Annotated in this window: 11 protein-coding genes; 6 read left to right on the top strand and 5 right to left on the bottom strand. The window is 43.7% G+C overall.

Annotated features, from left to right (window positions below; genetic code table 11):
- Positions 1-105: 105 nt before the first annotated feature.
- Positions 106-1,023: an alpha/beta hydrolase gene (locus ABDD94_RS01295; protein ID WP_345954360.1), complete on the top strand. Its 918-nt coding sequence runs from the start codon at positions 106-108 to the stop codon at positions 1,021-1,023.
- A 213-nt stretch (positions 1,024-1,236) separates the two neighbouring features.
- Here ABDD94_RS01295 and ABDD94_RS01290 read toward each other — a convergent pair whose 3' ends face one another.
- The 4 genes from ABDD94_RS01290 to ABDD94_RS01275 form a co-directional block, all read right to left on the bottom strand.
- A complete protein-coding gene (locus ABDD94_RS01290; protein ID WP_345954359.1) occupies positions 1,237-1,716 on the bottom strand; it encodes a PA2169 family four-helix-bundle protein in 480 nt (159 codons plus the stop codon).
- 277 nt (positions 1,717-1,993) lie between these two features.
- Positions 1,994-4,753: a glycoside hydrolase family 2 TIM barrel-domain containing protein gene (locus tag ABDD94_RS01285; RefSeq protein WP_345954358.1), complete on the bottom strand. Its 2,760-nt coding sequence runs from the start codon at positions 4,751-4,753 to the stop codon at positions 1,994-1,996.
- Positions 4,754-4,816: 63 nt separating this feature from the next.
- The gene (locus ABDD94_RS01280; protein ID WP_345954357.1) at positions 4,817-5,143 is read right to left on the bottom strand and encodes a hypothetical protein; all 327 of its coding nucleotides are present in this window, start codon (positions 5,141-5,143) and stop codon (positions 4,817-4,819) included.
- Between the two features lie 186 nt (positions 5,144-5,329).
- Positions 5,330-6,745: a glycoside hydrolase family 43 protein gene (locus ABDD94_RS01275; RefSeq protein WP_345954356.1), complete on the bottom strand. Its 1,416-nt coding sequence runs from the start codon at positions 6,743-6,745 to the stop codon at positions 5,330-5,332.
- Between the two features lie 1,224 nt (positions 6,746-7,969).
- On the opposite strand from ABDD94_RS01275, the gene ABDD94_RS01270 reads away from it, so the two are divergent.
- From ABDD94_RS01270 to ABDD94_RS01250, 5 genes are read left to right on the top strand one after another with little or no spacing between them, the layout of a single operon-like run.
- Entirely contained in the window at positions 7,970-11,029 is a 3,060-nt protein-coding gene (locus tag ABDD94_RS01270) for a TonB-dependent receptor (protein WP_345954355.1), read from the top strand.
- 12 nt (positions 11,030-11,041) lie between these two features.
- Positions 11,042-12,940, top strand: coding sequence for a RagB/SusD family nutrient uptake outer membrane protein (locus tag ABDD94_RS01265; protein ID WP_345954354.1), 1,899 nt, complete (start codon positions 11,042-11,044; stop codon positions 12,938-12,940).
- Between the two features lie 16 nt (positions 12,941-12,956).
- Entirely contained in the window at positions 12,957-15,824 is a 2,868-nt protein-coding gene (locus tag ABDD94_RS01260) for a SusC/RagA family TonB-linked outer membrane protein (RefSeq protein WP_345954353.1), read from the top strand.
- 23 nt (positions 15,825-15,847) lie between these two features.
- Complete coding sequence (locus tag ABDD94_RS01255) at positions 15,848-17,623, top strand: RagB/SusD family nutrient uptake outer membrane protein (RefSeq protein WP_345954352.1); 1,776 nt, start codon at positions 15,848-15,850, stop codon at positions 17,621-17,623.
- Positions 17,624-17,660: 37 nt separating this feature from the next.
- On the top strand, positions 17,661-18,695 hold the full coding sequence (locus tag ABDD94_RS01250) for a DUF5627 domain-containing protein (RefSeq protein ID WP_345954351.1): 1,035 nt from the start codon (positions 17,661-17,663) through the stop codon (positions 18,693-18,695).
- A 165-nt stretch (positions 18,696-18,860) separates the two neighbouring features.
- Here ABDD94_RS01250 and ABDD94_RS01245 read toward each other — a convergent pair whose 3' ends face one another.
- Complete coding sequence (locus ABDD94_RS01245; protein WP_345954350.1) at positions 18,861-21,470, bottom strand: TIM-barrel domain-containing protein; 2,610 nt, start codon at positions 21,468-21,470, stop codon at positions 18,861-18,863.
- Between the last annotated feature and the right edge of the window lie 2 nt (positions 21,471-21,472).

Genomic DNA, 21,472 nt, shown 5'->3' with positions numbered 1-21,472 from the left:
AGAAATTCAAGCAGGTGCTTGATAATCAAAGTTAACTAATTCATTATAAATATTTATGTACTACATATTAATTTATTATTTTCGTGGTATATCCAGTTATATAAAATGAGAAGATTACCAATTATGATGCTTGGACTAGGCCTTTTGCTTAATTTACTTAATGCAAAGGCTCAAACCGTTGTGCCACTTTATAAAATTGTGCCCAATGCCAAAGAGAGTAGTATACGCGAGGTTAATGACACTACCGTTAAGCGCGGCAAGGTAAGTAAAGTAGTTTTTCCTACACTTACAGCCTATTTACCAGATGCAGCTTTAGCAAACGGAACCGCAGTTATTATTTGCCCAGGCGGTGGTTACTCTTACTTGGTAGTAAATGATGAAGGACGTAATGTTGCCCGTGAGTTGAATACCCGGGGGATTGCCGCGTTTGTTTTAAAATATCGACTACCTAACGATGAGACCATGCAGAATAAAGAGATTGGGCCACTACAGGATGCACAAAGGGCTATACAAATAGTAAGGCAGCGCGCGGCCGAGTGGCACATAGCACCCGACAAAATAGGTATTGCCGGATTTTCGGCAGGTGGTCATTTAGCGTCAACTTTATCCACTCATTACCAAAAAGCACTGATAGCGAACCCCGACAGTATAAGTTTAAGGCCAAATTTCTCGATATTAGTTTACCCTGTCATTAGCTTTCAGGACAGCTTGTTACACAAAGGGTCGAAAAAAGCGCTTATTGGTGAAAATGCCAGTGCAGAGAAGACCAAGGAATATTCTAACGAAATGCAGGTAACTGATAATACACCTCCGGCATTTCTGATTCATAGTGCCAACGACAAAGTAGTACCGGTAGGAAATAGCATTAACTATTTTAAATCGTTATCCGCACATGGAGTTAAGGCCGAAATACATATATACCAGGCTGGTGGGCACGGTTATGGCCTGAACAATACGACTACAAATGACAAGTGGATTAATCACTTATATAATTGGCTATCGTCAAACCACCTGATACCTTGAGAAAGATTATGGTTGAACGCTCATACATCTAATGTACACTGACTATGCGTATAATGAGTAAGTTTTATCATAAACACTTTGCCCAGTTAAAGAACTTTACCGTTATGGAGGTGGTAGCAACACTTGTGTTTACCATTTTAAGGCCGTTACGCGTTTTCATTCCTTGTACCGAAAAACATAAAAAAAAGGGTTGCTTTCAAGCAACCCTTTTTTTTATGCACCTTGTTGAATGATCTGCTTCTCAATCTCAACCAGTGCGGCTTTTATGCCGTCGCGCTGCTCGGTTAGCAGTGTCAGGTGGTCTGCATGATCTGCATAGTCAGCTATGCATTCGTTGTATTTTTCTATAGCGGCTTTCTCACCGGTGGTAATAGCATTTAAAATAGCTTTGTCCTCCTTGCTGCTTAATGCTTGTTTTATAGTTAACCAGGTACGGTGTAACCCACCCAGTAAACCGCCATTTTCATTATCAGCATCCTCTCCATGCGTGGCGATATGCTCTTTCAGCTCTGCTGCGTAAACAATCCGTTCTCCTGAGAGCTTCAGAAATAATGCTTGTAGCTCCGGATTTTCAGTTGCTTCTGCTGCTGACTGATACCCCTCTTTACCATCATTTACAAGATTCAGGATCTCATTAAGATCATTTATAACCTGTTCTTTACTCTTTAATGATGCTTTTCCAATGCTTTCCATAGTTGCTGATGTTTTGACGTATACCTTGCAAAAAGTCAGCCACGTATTGCTCTTTAATAATTCAAGTATACCTTCATGAGTACATTTACTTAAACTACTGGCTGTATACCTTCAAATTAAGTTGCATACATTAAAATAAAGATGCTTGGACTTCGCTATCTTTTTTCGACTTTGAATAATATGATTGCTATAATAGTCAAACAGAGACCCGATGAGTTTGGAAAGCTTGAATTACAACTGCCGATTACCGAGGTGCTACTTTAACTAATACATTATTTTATAGTTTAATTGTATATGAAAAACGCGTAGGCTCTGAAAAAACCTGAAAAGATTCCAAAGGACGCGGGCCACAACTGGCTGAGCCCACACCAAGCGTTTTAGTAGATATACAAACTACAGTTGCAGTGCTTGCCGGAAGATCAATTTTATATTCTACCGGATACATCTGCTCATCGGTATGTGGAAGCGCCGCTACCTGCATTAGTTTTTCATCAGCCTGGATTAATACGGGCGGTTTGCCCTTACCGCTGAAAGAAGCCCATCTAACTTCTTCGTGATTGCCACGCTCCATGGGTTTTTCATATTCATACTGATCATTTACACCAATTTCGTAAATTCCCACGTCAGCGGCGCTTTTACGATCAGCATAGTTTTCGAACGGACCACGTCCATAAAAGGCCATCTTGTCAAAGCTCTTATCAAACAAAACACGCACGCCTATTCTGGCAAGGTTAATTCGCAGCCCAACAAAAGACACCTGGTTATCTACTACTATGTTTCCGCTCCCTTTAACCAGGTAAGTTGCAGTATGGTATACGCCAAAACCTTCCTTTCCATCAGCATGGGTAACTGCAGTAACTTTTACAGCGGCATTGCTTACGCGCTCAGCCTTAATGCTCACCAACTTATAATTAAGCGTAGTTACGCCAAATCGCTCCCACATATCAAAAGCCCAATTATCGTCGTTCCTGTGGGCAGCACGCCACAGGTGCAAACGTGGCGAGCCATTTGGAGCAAGCAAGGGGACCCCTGCCTTATTAATTTGATTAATGAACCCTGTTTTTTTACTGAAACTTACCGAAAACTGATTACCGGAAAGCACAATACCCTGTACGTTCTCTTCTAATTTAAGCGGATGAACATCTGCTATTGTGTTAACAGGCGGCGTGTAAACAGGTAGCTTAAACTGTGCAGAAGCCACTTCAAAGCCTTTATCAGCCCACAGCGTAGCTTCCTTTTGTGTGTAAGATATGCGCAAAAAGTATTCAGCGCCGGCTTTGGGATGTTCGATTTTATAAGGAACATTGGCAGACCCCGTACTCCGGGCGTTAATGGGTCGATACTTAAGCTTTCCTTTTGCTATTTCGAGCCCGTTTTCGCTTAAGCTCCACGAAGCGTCGAAACCGTCGAGTGAGATGAACTGGTATTTATTTTTGATTCGTATGGTTCCGTTAGCCGGATCCGCCAGCTGTGTTTCTATCCATTGAAAAGCCTTCTTCATTTCAGGAAAGTGAGGCTTAACGGTCTTCCGGTCCCAGGCTACAACACCTTTATGAATAAAGTAGTGATCGTTAGGGTATTCGCCAAAGCCCCCGCCGTAAGCCAGTATGGGATGTTTTGGATCGCGCTTGTTCCATAACCCCTGATCCTGGAACTCCCATATTGCTCCACCTAATATTTCGGCATTATTATCAAATACCTGCGAATACTCTTCCAATGAACCCATAGAGTTGAACATTGCATGTACAAATTCGCAAATATAAAATGGTTTGGTCAGCTCCTTATTCCTGGCAACGTTGGCATAGTCTTCGGCAGTGCCGTACATTCTGCCATCCAAGTCGGCCGGATTATTTTTTCCGGTGCCAAACCTTTCATAGTGAACAAAGCGGGTACTATCTATTGCTTTAACAGCTTTAAGGGCAGCCCTTACATTTGATCCACCATTACCCCCTTCATTACCCAACGACCAGATAATAACTGCAGGGTGGTTTTTAAAATTTTGAGTGTTAGCTACATTACGGTCAACAATGGCCGCTTTTATGGTTGGTTCCTCATCAAATTTTTTGTCGTACCCATGATATTCCATGTTCGCCTCGGCAACCAACCAAATGCCCCATTCATCACATAGTTCATACCAGCGTGGGTCGTCCGAGTAATGACAAGTGCGAACATGGTTGCAGTTTCCTTGCTTGATGATTTGCAGATCGCGGATCATCTGCTCTTCGGTAATCGCATGCCCTACGTCCGACCAATGTTCATGACGGTTTACACCTTTTAGCTTAATAGGCACACCGTTTACCATAAAAACCCTGCCCTTAATCTCGATCTTGCGAACGCCAACTTTTGTAGAAAGAATTTCTCCGGATGAACCTGACAACACCAAAGTATAAAGATTGGGCGTTTCAGCAGTCCACTTATCTGGATTGGCAAGCTGCAATTTTAACTGCAAAGATTCTTCCTGCTTAGCATTAAGCCGGTGCCCATTGGCATTGCCCCTGGCTATTTCTTTCCCGTTCCGGTCGTAGAGCGTTGCTGTAACTACCTGGCTCACGGCACCTTTCTCGCTATAATTTTTAATGATAGCAGAAACATTTATAGTGGCATCCCGGTACTCTTTATCGAGGTCGGTTTGAACAAAAAAATCACGAATGTGCACTTGCGGGGCACTCCACAAAGTTACGTTCCGAAAAATACCATGTAATCGCCACATGTCCTGATCTTCAAGCCAAGTGCCCGAACTATATTGATAAACCTCAACAGCAATCATATTTTTCCCTGGTTTCAATAACGTGGTAACATCAAACTCAGCTGCATTTCTACTGTTCACACTATAGCCCACCTTTTTGCCGTTCACCCATAAAAAAAAGGCGCAGTCAACACCGTCGAACGTAATAAACTGCCGCCGGCCAGCCCACTCTGCTGGAACCTCAAACTCTCTTCGGTAACTTCCTACCGGGTTGCGCTCCTTAAATGCCGTATATTTTTGATCCGGCTCGCTCATAACGTGCGGGAAATCTTTTTTAATGGTGTATCCCAAATTGCGGTAAAAAGGAGTTCCATATCCTTCAACTTCCCAATTTGATGGTACAGGGATCTCTTTTCAGGACGAAACATCAAACTCAGGGTTATAAAAGTTAATAGGACGTAATTGCGGCGTGGGCACCCAATTGAATTTCCATAGCCCGTTCAGGCTCCTGCTAAAAGAAGAAGCGTGCCGCTTAGCTCGCAAAGCCTCCTGCAGGTTTGCATAAGGCATCAGTGTAGCATGATGCGGTTCCTTACCGATACCGGTAATCTCAGGGTTTTCAATTTCGGCAGGAAAACCTACGCCTGTCTGAAGACCGGACTGCGCATTAGTTTGCATATAATAGCATATCAAGGCGGCTATTAACAATAGCTTCAAGCCGGAAACATATAAAAAACGCATTTTGTAAATAGGGTTTAACTGTTAAATATGAACTCTGAAATCAGCCTCCTGTGCCAGCTTTTCTAGGCAATATGCAGGGGCTCCAGGTTACCAAATAACCGGTATTGCAGATTAACCTTACCGCTTATTGCTCAACAAACGGCCCGAAAAACAGTAAGCGATTTTAAGTTATATGCAACTTAGTGGTTAGTGTTCAAATTTCCAATAATCAAAATTATAAAGTTCTCTCCCGGCTGTTATATTCTGGCCCTTAAAAACGAAGTAAATATCGTGCACGCCGGTTACAGCTGTATCAACAGCGGATGAAAGTTGTTTCCACATTGTCCAGCCTCCTGTACGCGGTACACTAATATTAGCCAGTTTTATTCCGGTAAGGCTATCTGCACGTACTTCTAATATGCCTCCATCCAGGCCTGCAGCAATGTTAGCAGAGAAGTTTCGGGGCGAGTTACTCCCAAAATCTACCGAACGTACTTTGATATAACCACCCGTGCGTATTTTGGAGACATAAACACCTGTAGCCTTATTCTCATCTATACTACACTTTTCGGCCCAAGCGATGGTTTCTGCTTCCGTCCTTTTGTAAGGATTTAATAAACCAACAGGCCCAACACCTGCTTTCGTCATTTTTACCACCGGTATTGTTCCATCTGGGTTGTACTTAAACTCTTCTATTGCAGTTGAGCGTCCGTAACTGCCACCACCCGGCAATAAACCGGTATGGTAGAACAAATAAGACTTGCCCTTAAAATCAATAATGCCACCATGATTAGTAAAACTATTGGCAGGCTGATCGGCCATGATTCTGCCTTGGTATTTCCACGGTCCTGTGGCCTTATCGCTCATGGTGTATGACAGCGTCTCTCCGCCCTTCCCCATTCCTGCATACATAAGATAATACTTGCCGGCGTGCTTATAAAACCAGGGCCCTTCTACATACATATCTTTATTTTGTGCAGTTTCGCTGCCGTTCTGCCCGTTAGCATTCCTGGCACGCCTTACGCCACCAAAGCTCTCTGCTGTTTGCGGTACCTGCATAATCTCACCCGAATAGGAAATCATATCAGTATTTAGTTTTACGTAGTATAAACTACCGTTGCCCCAGTAAAGGTAAGCTTGCCCATCATCATCAATATAAACGGTAGGATCAATGTTTGACCAATTGCCTGTAGTAATAAGCGGCTTATTTAAGGCATCCCGAAAAGGCCCTGTTGGCTTATCTGATACGGCGACGCCTATTGCCATATTGTTTGCAGTAGTTTGCGCACATATGTACCAGTAAAACTTACCGTTACGTGCTATACACTGGGCAGCCCATGCGCGGTCTCTTGCCCATGAGAAAGACTCGAGCGCAATTGGAGAACCATGGTCTGTCCAGTTCACCATATCGTTTGATGAATGCACCCGCCATTTGGTCATGTAATAAAAATCATAACCTGGAATGTCGTCGCCTGTGTATACGTAAACAGTACCGTTATGCACCAGCGGTGCCGGATCGGGTGAATAATGGGTTTGAATAACAGGGTTTTGAGCCAGCAACGAGGTTGAAAATAACAACACCCCAAAACAGCTTAACAAAATGCTTTTTGTTTTCAGATCCATGAATCGGTTTTAAGTTTATGATTATGTTGGTTACCGGCTAAAGTAGTTGATGAAGCACTCGTAACGTATGGCAATTGTTCAAAATAATAGGAAAGATGTGTAAAGGCGATCTGCAACATTACCGTTATCCGTTTAGGTTGAGTTGACTTAAAGTATCTTTAAAAATCGGACAACAGCCAATACGATTACCCGAACTATCCAACGACGCCCAATGGACAGTAGAAAAAGAAAACATGCCTTAAAAGCGAGATATTTTAAAGAGTAATTTCCATGCATAAACTAATTGAACGCCATATTCAACAAGTGTTAACCAGTTAGCTTAAACGTCACAAAAGTCCAATTCCGCAGCCTTACGCCGCAGGCCCTAGCGCTGTTACAGTAATCTTACTTTCAGCAAACCCTGCCTTGATATATAACTAAACGGCCATATTAAAATGCCGCAGCTTTGCATTAATGCTTTAATTATTAATAGCATTTAAGCGCCTCATATCAATTTTCAACATTGCCAAACAACTTTATTGTTGCGTCATAGCAAAATGACGCAAACAATCATTCGTTTCTTTACAAGCGCTTTTACGATTACCACAAACTCTTATCAATCAGAATATTACAAAAACACAAGCGCGTAAATATTTTTAGTGTACAATTGACATTTATGCTATCTTTTTCAACGACAGCGTAACTTTTTCATGATTCAGGCTGATAAATTTGATTTGTTCAACAGCATGTTATAAACCGGGGCAATTACTTCTGCCTTTCCTTTTGCTCGAACACATAACCAATTACTGATTAAACCTCGATCGTCATGAGAACACCGACGTAGCCTACCTGTGCGCAGCTATAAAGTTGTAGCTGCTAACAATGAATTTTTTAACTAACTAATCAATTACGAAACCAGAAATATTGAGCCGTATATGGTAACAGGTTTACTTCTCCAATCAAATTATTAGAAACCCTTTGTTCCGATTCAAAAAATGGCCTGCCGGTTGGGCCTGATGGAGAGGGTATTATAATAGACAACAGAGTGCGATAAGTTTAGTTAACTGGATGCCTTACTCAAACCACATCGATGTTTGGTAAGGCGCATTACGCCAGTAAAAAATTCACCAACCAATTAGTAAAAACCATTACTTATTCATTCTCAAGGAAATGATCATCATTAAAAATACAAAAAAGCGATTTTCAAAGATTTCTTTTCTGGTCTTGCTTCTGCTTTTTAAGGCTTTGGGAACGCAGGCCCAAAACAGCGTAACGCTGAGAGGAACGGTTACCGATAAAGGCGGAGAGCCGGTGATCGGTGCGGTGATTGCGACCAAAGGTAGCAACGCCAGAAAAACGATGTCGGATGCAATCGGAAAATTCACCATTGCTGTCCCTAGTGGCACTACAGTTCTTGTTGTTTCTTATGTAGGCATGCTCACCAAGGAGGTAAGTGTTTCGGGTAATTCTCCTATCAATGTTGTGCTCGATGGTGAAACAAAAGCCATGAACGAGGTAATTGTAGTAGGGTATGGCCAGCAAAAGAAAACCAGCGTTGTGGGCGCTATTACCCAAACAACCGGTAAAGTATTAGAACGTACAGGCGGCGTTACCAATTTGGGCATGGCATTAACCGGAAATTTGCCGGGCGTTGTCACCACATCTTCTACTGGCATGCCGGGTAGCGAAGACCCGCAGATTCTCATTCGTGGGCAAAGTTCCTGGAATAATAGTTCGCCGCTTATTTTGGTGGATGGGATTGAACGCTCCATCAGTTCGCTTGATATTTCTTCTGTAGAAAGCATCTCGGTTCTGAAAGACGCCTCTGCAACAGCTGTTTATGGGGTAAGAGGTGCCAACGGAGTAATACTGGTTACTACTAAACGTGGCGTAGAAGGAAAACCACAAATTCAAATACGGTCAAATGTAACAGCAAAAGTAGCCTCAAGGCTTCCTGAAAAATATGATTCGTATGATGCCTTGATGATAAAAAACCGGATTATTGAAAGAGAATCAATAGTAGATCCGAACGTATGGTCGGGCTATACTCCAAAATTAATAATTGACAAATACCGCAACCCAGCAAATGCAGAAGAATGGGACCGTTACCCCAATGTAAATTGGGAAGACGAGTTGTTTAGAAATAAGGCCATGTCTTACAATACGGCGGCTAATGTTTCAGGAGGCTCAAAGTTTGTCACTTATTTTGCAGGCATCGATCTTGTACGTGAAGGCGATTTGTTTAAGACCTTTCCTAACAGCCGCGGATATGAGTCAAACTTTGGTTATAACCGTACCAACGTTCGAAGTAATCTTGATTTTAACCTTACCAAGACTACCAAATTCTCCACTAAGTTATTTGGATCAAACGGTGTTCGCCAACTACCTTATAACATGGCCGATGGGGAACAGGCTTTCTGGTCATCGGCTTACCGTACAGCGCCGGATTCTTTCCGCCCTTTTTATTCAGACGGTACTTATGGCTACTTTCCCTCTGCAATTCAGGACCAACCCAATGCCGCGTTTTGGCTGGCTTTTTCGGGCGTAGAAAAACGCACGGCAACACAGCTCACCACCGACTTTATTTTGCAGCAACAGCTGGATATGATAACAAAGGGCCTTAGCTTCAGATCGAGCCTCTCGCTGGACAATAGCTTTCTGGAAAGGCGACGTGGCATTAATGATCAAAACAACCCAGCCCAACGTAAATGGATAAGCCCTTCTACCGGTTTTGCTTCTTACGAACAGAGCAGAAACACAGGTACACAGTTTGATTTCACTGATGCGATTGCTTGGTCTGTTGCTCCGGGAGAGGTAGACAGGGCGGCTACCTACCGCAACGTAAACTACCAGTTTCAGTTAAACTATGCCCGCATGTTTGGCGATCATGATGTAACTGCCATGGGCCTGATGCAACGGCAGAGAACTGCACGCGGAGGCGCATTTCCCACTTTTAGGGAAGATTGGGTTTTCAGGGTTACTTATGCTTACAAAGCTAAGTACCTGTTAGAAGCCAATGGCGCTTATAACGGTTCAGAGCAATTTGGGCCCGACTATCGATTTGCCTTCTTCCCTTCACTCTCGTTAGGCTGGACGCTTAGTAATGAAAAATTCATGAAAAATCTGGCGTTTGTTGATTTATTGAAGATTCGCAGCTCATGGGGTAAAATTGGTGATGATAACCTGGGTGGTGCGCGCTGGCCTTTTAGAGATGCCTATCAGTACACCGGTAACACCCCAATGGGTAGCCCTGCCATTGCTACACCCTATACTATTTACCGGGTGGGCACTATGGGTAACCCCAACCTATCATGGGAAACCGTTGAAAAGCGCAACCTGGGTGTCGACTATAGTTTCCTGAAAGGAAAAATATCGGGCAACGTGGATGTTTTCAGGGACAGAAGAACCGATGTGATGGTTAACGGCGGAGCCCGTGCTATTCCTTCTTTTTATGGCTTTGGCCTAAATGCGCCAAGGGCCAATTTAGGTGAAGTTATTAGCAAAGGTTACGAAGTTGAACTTAGGCTAACCCACACCTTTAACAATAACATCCGTATATGGGCTAATACCGCTGTTACCCATGCCGAAAATAAAACCATTTTCCGTGATGACCCTGAACTGACTCCAGCTTATCAGAAACAGGCAGGCTATGCTATTGGGCAAACCAGAACCTATATTGATAACGGATTTATTAAAAGTTGGGATGATATTTATGGCAGCACAGCCCGGCTTTCTAACAACCAAAACAGGTTGCCCGGCGATTATAACATTGTTGACTATAACGCCGATGGTATTATTGACGATAAAGACAGGGCGCCTTTCGGTTATACATCCAATCCGCAAAATACTTACAACGCTTCGTTGGGTTTTGAATGGAAGCGCCTGAGCTTATTTGTACAATTTTACGCCGTAAACAATGTAACCCGCGAGGTAATATTTCCAGACTACCAAGGGAAAAGCAACGTAGTTTTTGTAGAAAAACCTTTTTGGTACTTACAGGATGGCGGCGGCGAGGTGCCTCCACCCCGCTGGACGGTGTTAGACGCCTTTGGTGGCGATGGTACCCGTTACTATTATGACGCATCGTACATACGCTTAAAGAACGCCGAAATTGGTTACAGCCTGCCCACCAATTATGTAAGCAAGCTAGGGCTTAAAACGTGTCGCATTTTTGTTAACGGCAATAACCTGCTGTTATGGACCAAGATGCTGGATGACCGCGAATCAAACTTTAGCGGAGATCCACGTGGTGGCGCCTATCCTACCGTAAGACGTTTCAATTTAGGTCTTGATATCACCCTATAAATCATATTAAAGATGAAAAATCTCTTTACAAAAATACTTTTGCCTTTCATAATTGTGTTAGGCACTGGTGCGCTAAGTTCATGCAAAAAATATCTGGAAAGGTCGCCTCTTGCCGATATACAGGATGCAGATCCCTACAAAAATTTTAGAAACTTTCAGGGCTTTACGGAAGAGCTATATAATTGCATTCCATTGCTAACCGTATCTAAAGCACACAGCAGCTTTAACTTAGGCGAAGATGAGTTTTGGGAGCTTGGAGAAACACGGCTATTATCTTACCATATTGATAATGGCAACTACATGGCTTGGACCAACACCTATTATAACTTTTTAGGTACAGACGCCAGCGGCGCCTCTAACGGTACCGGTGCAGACCCCAACTTAACCAAAGGCGAACTATGGGGATTATCATGGTATGGTATCAGGAAAGCTAACGTAGGCCTGGCCAATCTAAACCTGTTAACAGAAGCAACCCAGGAAGAAAAAGATTTAATTGCAGGACAACTATACTTTTTTAGGGGCTTTTTCCACTTTCAGTTGATGCAGTATTGGGGCGGCCTGCCTTATATAGACCAGGTTTTCCCAACCGATCAGGTAATCAAAGTTTCGCGTTTAAGCTACCAGGCAACAGCCGATAAGGTTGCAGCAGACTTGCAGAAGGCAGCTGATTTACTACCGTTAAACTGGGACGAAACTGTTATTGGAAAGCAAACCCTTGGCAGCAACAATACGCGCATCAACAAAATTATGGCGTTGGGCTTTAAAGCAAAAAATTATCTGTTTGCTGGTAGTCCATTAATGAACAGGGAATCTACCGGCAGCAGTAGCTACAACACCGAATACTGCAAAAAAGCGGCTGATACATTTGCGCAGATGCTGCAAATTATTGAATCAACCCAGCGTTATGAACTGGCACCGTATTCCCAAATAAGTGATGTGTTTTATACCTGGAATCAAGGCGGTAAAATTCCCGGTTTAAAAGAGGCGATCTTTTTAGAGAATCTCGCTCGTTCAAATGATCGCTGGCGCTGGAACCAAGTAAACGATTACCGGCCGCTCACTATTCACCCATCAGGCATCAAGGTTTACCCTACCGCAAATTATGCGGATTACTATGGGATGGCGAACGGACTACCCATTGCTGATCCTGAAAAACCCGACCCCGAAAGCGGATATGACCCTGAGTACCCCTGGAAAAACCGTGACCCTCGTTTTTATAACGATATCCTGATAGATGGCGAGAAATGTGTTTTAACGGCACAAGCTGTAGGCAATAATGAGTACAGGCAATATGCAAGTCTTTTTACCAACGGTCTATTCCGTACGGCCGATGGCAACAAAAAAGTTTGGACCGGTTATATGAATTCAAAACTGGTTTCTAAGCTGATGAATGACTATGACGGGCATAGAGATGGCAACACCTTTATACTAAGCTTAATGCGGCTGGCAGACGTTTATTTGATGTACGCCGAGGCTGCTGCTATGGGTTATGGCAGTCCGCAGGCCAGCGCGCCCGGCTATTCACTTACAGCTGTTGCTGCTGTAAATAAAATACGTGCCCGTGCGGGTGTACCTGGTGTAGCAGCAAAGTATTTGGGTTCGAACACAAGTTTTTTAAGTGAGCTTAGACGCGAGCGCGCAGTAGAACTGGCGTTTGAAGGCCACCGGTTTAACGACTTGCGACGTTGGTTGCTGCTAACCGAGCGCCCATACACCTATAAAAAAGCCATAGAGTTTGACAGGGCGCTACCCAATGCCCAGGTATATGCCGACCCTAAAAACGCACGTGTAAGAAATTTTAGAGAAACCATATTATTTGAAAGGCAACTGGGCCAGCGCCATTACTGGTTGCCGTTCCGCACAGAGGACGTCAATATGTATAGTGATTTTAAGCAGAATCCAGGTTGGTAATTAACATTCAATCACAATGAAGAAAAAAAATATAAAGGCCTGTTGTGTTCTATTTGCCGCGCTGTTAGTAAGCATGGCAAAAGCTCAGGGTCAGGAAAAAAATGACAGCCTCGTTAATGTCGCATTCCGAACAGTTGCCAAAGAAGATTTGCTGGGTGCAGTGTCTACGGTCAACGTTTCGGAGTTATTGAAAAAGAGTTACGGCACTAATAGTCTCGACAACCTGCAAAGCTTTGTAGGTGGCTATACAGGCAACATCTGGGGGCAAGCGCCCCTTATACTAGTGGATGGTGTACCAAGGCGAACATCTGACGTACGACTGGTTGAGGTAGAATCCATTACAGTACTTAAAGGTGCAAGCGCAGTTGTGCTTTATGGCAGCAGCGCTGCAAAAGGTGCAATCCTTATCACCACCAAACGCGGTAGTATTGGCCCGCTACGGATAGATGTGCGTGGCAATGCCGGGCTTTTTGTGCCCAAAGCATACCCCAAGTATCTCGATGCTGCAAATTATATGACCTTATATAATGAGGCCTTAACCAATGACGGAATTGCAACCACCGGCGCAGGATATAGCCAGGATGACATCAATAATACAAGGGCAGGTAACAATCCTTTCCGGTACCCCGACATTGATTTTTTCAGTTCAGACTATCTTAAAAAAACCTATTACCGGTCAGATGTCACCACTGAGGTTTCGGGTGGTAATGAATTTGCCCGTTACTATACCAATATCGGCTTAACATCAAACAACAGTTTGGTAAACTACGGTGAACAAAAAAAGAATAAGGATTTTGCATTCAATGTTAGGGGTAATGTTGACATGAACCTCTCAAAATGGCTTACCGCTTATGTGAATGCAGTAGCAAACCTCAATGATAATTATGCAGGCAGGGGCGATTTTTGGGGAGCAAGTTCAACAATAACACCAAACTTCAATCGCTTTTCACCGCTTATTCCTATCAGCCTGCTTGATCCGAATAATGCGGCACTTCAAACCATTGTAAAGAACAGTAATCATATAATTGATGGGCAGTACTTACTCGGTGGGCAAAGTACTAATCCAACTAACGTATTTTCGGATATGCTGGCAGCGGGTTACATTAAAACCCGGTCTCGTTCCTTTCTTTACAATTTAAATGCAAGAGCTGATCTGGGTTCTTTGGTTAAAGGCTTGTCTTTTTCTACAGGTACCAGTATGGATTATACCTCACTGTATTCTGAAGCCTATCAATTGCCTTATGCCACCTACCGGCCAACATGGTCTACTGTAAACGGCCGGGATATTATAACCGCTCTGGAAAGGTTTGGCGAGGACAGGAACTCTACCAGCGAATTTGTAGGCCGGTCAACTTATACACAAACCATGTCTTTCAGATCGCAGTTTGATTATGGCCGTACTTTCGCACAAGACCATAACGTGACGGCTACCTTACTGGGCTGGTGGTATAAAACGCAATTCTCAAGCGATATCGACAATGAAGGCGGAAGCGATTATCAGCCTGTCAAAAACACTAATCTGGGCTTTCAGGCCGGTTATAATTACCGCCGCAAGTACTATTTAGATTTTTCAGGTGCGCTAGTACATTCAGCCAAGCTGCCTCCGGGTAAGCGGGATGCCCTATCTCCTACCATTACACTCGGATGGCGTATCAGTGATGAAAATTTTTTGAAGAACAAAGTTTCCTTTCTGGACAATTTGAAAATAACATCTTCTTACGCCTCCATAAATCAAGACCTGGACATTACCGGTTACAGAGCTAATAACACAGCTGAGCCGGTTGACCACTATCTATACCAAGGCTATTATAGCAACACGGCTACCTTTGGTGGTTATTATCAATGGCGGGATAACGTTGCAGGTGGCCGGACTACCCTTTCCGGACAAGCAGCCAATCCCGATTTAACTTTCGTTAAGCGGAATGAGTTCAGGGTTGGCCTGGATGGCTCGCTTTTTAAAAACCTGATAACGTTGGATGTTAATTATTTCTCGCAAATCACCGATGGCTTGCTTGCACGCGGCCTAACCATTTATCCATCTTATTTCTCAGGCTCGGGTGATTTTCGCCCCTGGATTAATTTTAACAAAGAGAAGCGTTCGGGCGTTGATTTTGCAGTTAACCTGAACAAAAAAATCGGGCAGGTACAATACTCTTTAGGAGTTACCGGCATGTTCTATAACTCTAAAGTACTGCGCAGGGATGAAACGCCGGCAGAAAGTTATCTGGCCAGAACCGGCAGACCTTTAGATGCTAATTATGGGTATGTAAGCGAGGGCTTTTTTCAAAGCCAGGCTGAAATAGACAGCTATGCCCGCCAAACGTTTGGTACGGTAAAGCCTGGTGATATCAAGTACAAAGACATCAATGGCGATGGCTTGATTGACAGCAGGGATCAGACAGACTTAGGCCATACCGGATTTGCAGCTTCGCCATTTAACTACGGCCTTAATCTTACAGTAAAATGGAAACGTCTAACCTTGTTTGCTTTGGGCTCAGGAAACGTTGGATCTGTTGCATTTAAAAACAGTTCTTATTACTGGGCAGGCGGTACCAGTAAGTATTCTGAAGTGGTTTTAGGACGCTGGACAGAGGCCAACAAAAACTCAGCTACTTACCCGCGTTTAACAACCAACAGCACTAACAATTTCCGTAACTCAACTTTTTGGATGTACAAAACCAACCGCTTTAACCTGAACAGGGTACAATTTACCTATGATTTTAATGAGGAAATCTTTAAAAAGTCGTTTGTTCACGGTTTGAGCGTGTATGTGCAGGGCGATAACCTGCTCGTCTTATCAAAAGAGCGTGAACTTATGGAAACTAACATAGGTTCGGCACCACAAACACTTTTTTTTAACCTGGGTGTCCGAACTTCTTTTTAACGAACTAAGTAAATCGTAACGATATGAAATTTTACATAACAATTTTGACGTTGGCGGTTGTGGCTCTAACAAGCTGTAAAAAGCTCCTTGAACCCGAACCGGAAAATTTAAAGACCCTTGACCAAATGTACACCGACGCAAATTTTGCGCAAGGCTTTTTGGTTAATGCTTACCGTACCATTCCTAATTACTATGACAATTCGGAATATGCCACAGATGACGCGGTAACCAACCAATTGGGGCAAGCCTATCAGCAACTAACCACAGGTTCGTGGACGGCAACCAACAATCCGGCTTCGGTATGGAACCAGTCTTATGAGGCTATACAATATATCAACCTTTTTTTGGAAAACTCAGCAAAAGTAAAGTGGGCAGAAGACCCTGAAGCATCAAAGCTTTTTAACATCAGGATGCGCGGAGAAGCATTTGGTTTACGCGGGCTGTATATGTATTTCCTGCTGCGCCACCACGGCGGTGTGGCAAGCAACGGGCAGTTAACCGGCGTGCCTATAATTACGCAGTATCAAACCCCTAACGCCGACTTTAATGTGCCGCGGGCTAGTTTTGATGCCTGTGTTAAACAGGCTTACAAAGATTTAGACAGTGCCGAAACTTATTTGCCGGTTGAGTATAACGATGTTGCCTCGGGCGCGCAGATTCCGGACCGGTTCAAAGTTTACACACAAAACGCCGAAACTTATAACCGGGTTATGGGACAGTTTGCGCGTCAATTATTTAACGGGCTAATTGCTAAGTCTTTCAGGGCCAGGTTAGCGTTGTTAGCTGCCAGTCCGGCTTTCCAAAACAGTTCTAACACCGTTACGTGGACAGATGCCGCTACATATTCCGCTGCCATAATTGACTATAAAGGGGGCGCTAATGCTTTACCACAGAACGGCGGCACATACTATGCCAACACAGCTGAGGTTGATGGAATTGGCGGAGGAATTAATCCGCCTGAGATTATATGGCGGCAAAACGTTGCCACTAGTGACGGTACACAGGAAGCACAAAACTTTCCGCCTAGTTTATTTGGTACGGGCTTTATGAACCCCACTCAGAATTTGGTAGATGCTTTCCCGATGGCTAATGGTTATCCTATAGGCCATCCGAATGCCAATTACAACCCTGCTAATCCATATACCGGAAGAGATCCAAGGTTTGCAAAATATATTATATACAATGGCAGTACCGCAGGTGTAAGCAACACAGTGATCAGAACTGGCAGTGCATCCGGTTCTGATGATGGTGTCAACGTCAGATCTACTTCAACCCGTACCGGCTATTATATGAAAAAGCGTTTACGGATGGACGTGAACCGTAACCCAAATTCTATAAGCGGCAAAAATCATTATACCCCCCGCATTCGGTATACAGAAATTTATCTGAACTATGCAGAGGCAGCTAATGAAGCCTTTGGACCAACAGGAACCGGAACCCGCTCCTACTCGGCTTATGATATAATTAAAGCTATCCGCAAAAGGGCGCTGGGCCTTAACACCGACCCTTATTTAGAGGAGTGTAAAGGCGATCAGGCTACAATGCGCGAACTGATCCGTAACGAACGCCGCCTGGAACTTTGTTTTGAAGGTTTCCGTTTCTGGGATCTCCGCAGGTGGAAAGTTGATTTAAGTAAATTGAATGAAACAGCAAGAGGACTGGATGTAAACGGTACTGTTTACACGCCGCTTAATAATGTGGAAACGCGTTCTTACCAGAGCTACATGTACTTCGGACCAATTCCAAATTCTGAAGTATTGAAGTATAGCCAGCTACTGCAGAACCAGGGATGGAAATAATTAGTAACCACAGCATTATATTAATTAGATAAATGATATGAAAATTTATAAAATACTTACAGGCTTGGTGGTTGCAGCCGGCTTGCTGTCGTCATGCAAAAATGACGATGCCCCCTTTCCTGACTTCAATTATTCGACAGTGTACTTTGCTAACCAATATCCTTTAAGAACTGTTGTACTTGGAGAAGATTTGTTTGTAGATAATTCTTTAGATAACCAGCACAAAATATCTATAAAGGCTACCATGGGAGGCGTTTACGAAAACAAAAAAGATGTGGTAATAGACGTGAAGGTTGATGAGACTCTGTTGGATAATCTTTATTTCAATAATGGCGGTTCGAAAATAGCGGCTATGCCAGCTCAATATTATCAGTTAACATCTAACAAACTTACAATTCCATCTGGTAATATACTGGGCGGGGTAGACGTACAATTAACCGATGCTTTTTTTGCTGACCCAAAAGCTTTAACCAGAAATTACGTTATCCCCTTGGTAATGACTAATGTAAGCGGTGCCGATTCTATTCTTAAAGGTACCCCAACGACGGCTAATCCATCCCGTGTTGTACCCTTGAACTGGACTACCAGGCCTAAAGACTATGTTCTGTATGCGGTTAAGTTTGTGAACCCCTGGCAGGCTAACTATTTACGCAGAGGCGTAGATCAAATTACGCCCGCCGGCGGCTCGCCCACTTCTGCTACCCGCCATGCCACCTATGTTGAAAACGACCAGTTGGTGAGCACTACAACCAGTTCATTAAAATCTGTTACCCTGCCCTTAACAATTAAAAATAGCACAGGCAATAACGTTCCTTTTACATTAGTTTTAACCTTTGCCGATAACGGAACCTGTACAGTAGGCAGCAATTCGGCCGATTTCGAAATCTCAGGAACTGGCAAGTTTGTTTCTAAAGGAGAAAAAAACAGTATAGGAGGAGCCGATAGGAGCGCCATTTATTTAGATTACACCGTTAACTTTAAAAATCTCAACTTGCGGTATGCCACCAAGGATACGCTTGTTGTTCGGGATAGAGGTATAAAAGCGGAGTATTTCGACGTGGAAAAGAAGTAAATTCGATCTAAACTTTTATGCAAAGAAAGGTCTGGAAATCTATTTTCCAGACCTTTCTTTATAGTACCTTTCGTTATTCCACTGTAATTTCCGGCAGTTAACGTTCAATGGTTTTCAGAGCTTAGGTTGCAGGCAGAGGAAACAGTGATGAAAGTTAACTCTCGCTTACTCTACTTTAGTTGTTAGCCGTACACCATTATAGCGCAATTGCTTGCTATTATGCGCATCTGCCTTGCTTTTGCCATTTATCAACACAATGTTAAAAATTCTGGCCTTCAACTTTCCGGGGAAAGGCTTTCCGGCTGATGGACCTATAGTCAGGATTTTTGTGGTGTTGTTCCAGCTAAATGGAATTAGGTTAAATTTCCCTTTTTCATAGTTATAGTTGTCGCCCTCATCCTCATATAATTCAAACGTACCGTTCGCACCGCTGTAAATGCGGATCTCCAGCGTATCCGCAGTCTTTTCTTTGGTATATTGCATAGGCGGACCTACCGGAATGATGGCACCTGCTTTTATAAATACAGGTATTTTATCCTGCGGAGCATCGGTTTTGATGACTTGCCCGCCATTATACTGCTTCTCGCTCCACCAGTCATACCAAATAGTAGATTGGGGCAGATACACTTCTAACTCCTTAATACCGGCTTCGGTTACCGGAGCAACCAACATTGACTTGCCAAACAGGTATTCGTATCGCCGTTCAACAGCCTTTTGATCGGTTGCAAAATCCATTACCAGGGGACGCATGAGCGTAGAACCATTTGCAGATACCTGCCAGGCAGACGAGTAGATGTAAGGCAACAACTGGTAACGCAGAACGAGCATCTTTTTCATGTTTTTTTCAACGGCTTCACCATATTTCCAGGGTTCTGTTTCAGACTGGTATCCGTGTACCCTAAAAATAGGGTTGAAAGTGCCCCACTGAAACCAGCGTGTAAGCAGATCATGATATTGCGGATCGGTGTACTGCGAGCGTCCCGGTCTAAAAAAACCGCCAATATCGGTTGTCCAGTAAGGCATGCCCGTCATGTTGTAATTTAGCCCGGCCACAATCTGGCGTTTGTAGGTATCCCAGCTCCAACCGATATCGCCAGACCAGTTGATGGTGCCATAGCGCTGCTGACCAGCAAAGGCAGAGCGGGTAAGAATAGCTACCCGTTTTTGAGGGTCTGAACGGCGCTGCCCTTCATAAACGGCTTTACTTACAAAAAGAGGATAAGTTAGCCGGTAAAAATTACCCGGCCCTAAATAAGTTTGCTTACCTGTGAGCGCATCATTTTCAGGCTCGGTCGCATCCATCCACCACGAGTCCACGCCGTTGGCAAACAAGTTGGTATCAAGTGCATTCCAGTGTACCTTTTGCGTCTCCGGATTAAAGATGTCTATCCAAGGGCTATTCGGAATGTACAGGTTTTTCACAATATAAGGTTTGGCCACATCAGACCGCTTATCTAAGTTTTCCCAAACAGACACAGAAAAATGTGCGTTCAAATCATGTAAATGCTCAATGAAACCTTTAGGGTCGGGGTAATTCGCTTCATCAAATTTCGGTACTCCCCAGCCATACTTGCCCCAGTACTGCCAGTCCTGAACAATTACATCTACAGGCAAATTCCTTTTTCTGAATTCTATTATAGTTTCCACCAAATGATTGCCGGATGTATACCGCTCACGACATTGCCAAAAGCCGTAGGCCCATAACGGAAGCATTGGCACTTCGCCTGATAGCTTACGGTAGTTTCCGATCACTTCATCTGCATTATTACCTCGAAAAATCACATAGTCCAGCGCTTTGGCATTAGGCGAACGGAAAGTGGTCAGGTTATCAGCCGGCTTCCATGTCAACTTAGGTTTATTGGTTGCTTTGCAGACGATTTGAACGGTATGTACCCCAGCATTCAGGTACATAAGCTTACCAGCTGAGGGCGGAAGCCATAAATTGGACTGATCAATTTGTGCTACGCCATCAATAACAACCAAGTGTCGGTTATCCATATCCCCTAAATCTAACAGAAATAAATAGTTACCGTTGCGGCCAATCTTAAATTCCCCACGGTAAACGGCTTGTTGTTGCGACACACGTTGAGTACCGGCCGTTGTGGTCACTTCTGCATCTGCTTTTTTCCCAGTGGCTATAGTATTACTTGCAACGAGAGCAACTGCACTGTCTGCCGGATTGAAATACGTTAAACCGTACTGGTGCCAAAGAATTCCGTAGTTTTTACTCGAATACAAAAAAGGTATTGCTATTTGGGTGTTTACCTGAGTAAGTTTACGGCTCACATTGCGGAGATTAAAATTGCCGTCTTGAAATTGCCCGAGTCCAAATAAAGCTTCACCGTTGGTGGAAAGGAAACTCTGTTCGGCCACAAAGCAATCTTCGCCCGATACGCTATCAGCCCTAAGTGTTCGGCTGCCTGCTTTTTCCTGCAAAAAAGCTTTTCCATTACTGTCAGCAAAGGTAAGCGCCCCATTATTTTTTGAAAAAACAACCTGAAGCGAACGGGTACTAACTTTTAACTGGCCTAAGGTTGATGTGACCATGAATTTTGGCACCGGAATCTTATTGATTAAAATAATTTCTTGCGCTTCCCTGATGCCGTTCTTATGCCATTGCACGCGAATGGCTTTTTCTGATAACGGAATAAGCTCCAACACACCTTTTGAAAGTTCAATCGAAACCCGGTCGGCCTGTACCATATGCCTTTTATAGCCTTGGGCAAATACAAGGGCAGGCAGCAGGATGATCAAAAAAATGGAAATAGCTTTCATTA

This window comes from Mucilaginibacter sp. PAMB04168 (genome assembly GCF_039634365.2).
GTDB lineage: Bacteria > Bacteroidota > Bacteroidia > Sphingobacteriales > Sphingobacteriaceae > Mucilaginibacter.
Note: the sequence above shows the minus strand (reverse complement) of the source record. Positions and strands in the feature narration are given on the sequence as shown.

Coding starts and splice junctions, on each gene's coding strand:
- ABDD94_RS01295 (WP_345954360.1), top strand. CDS start 106: ATGAGAAGATTACCAATTATGATGCTTGGACTAGGCCTTTTGCTTAAT.
- ABDD94_RS01290 (WP_345954359.1), bottom strand. CDS start 1,716: ATGGAAAGCATTGGAAAAGCATCATTAAAGAGTAAAGAACAGGTTATA.
- ABDD94_RS01280 (WP_345954357.1), bottom strand. CDS start 5,143: ATGCGTTTTTTATATGTTTCCGGCTTGAAGCTATTGTTAATAGCCGCC.
- ABDD94_RS01275 (WP_345954356.1), bottom strand. CDS start 6,745: ATGGATCTGAAAACAAAAAGCATTTTGTTAAGCTGTTTTGGGGTGTTG.
- ABDD94_RS01265 (WP_345954354.1), top strand. CDS start 11,042: ATGAAAAATCTCTTTACAAAAATACTTTTGCCTTTCATAATTGTGTTA.
- ABDD94_RS01260 (WP_345954353.1), top strand. CDS start 12,957: ATGAAGAAAAAAAATATAAAGGCCTGTTGTGTTCTATTTGCCGCGCTG.
- ABDD94_RS01255 (WP_345954352.1), top strand. CDS start 15,848: ATGAAATTTTACATAACAATTTTGACGTTGGCGGTTGTGGCTCTAACA.
- ABDD94_RS01250 (WP_345954351.1), top strand. CDS start 17,661: ATGAAAATTTATAAAATACTTACAGGCTTGGTGGTTGCAGCCGGCTTG.
- ABDD94_RS01245 (WP_345954350.1), bottom strand. CDS start 21,470: ATGAAAGCTATTTCCATTTTTTTGATCATCCTGCTGCCTGCCCTTGTA.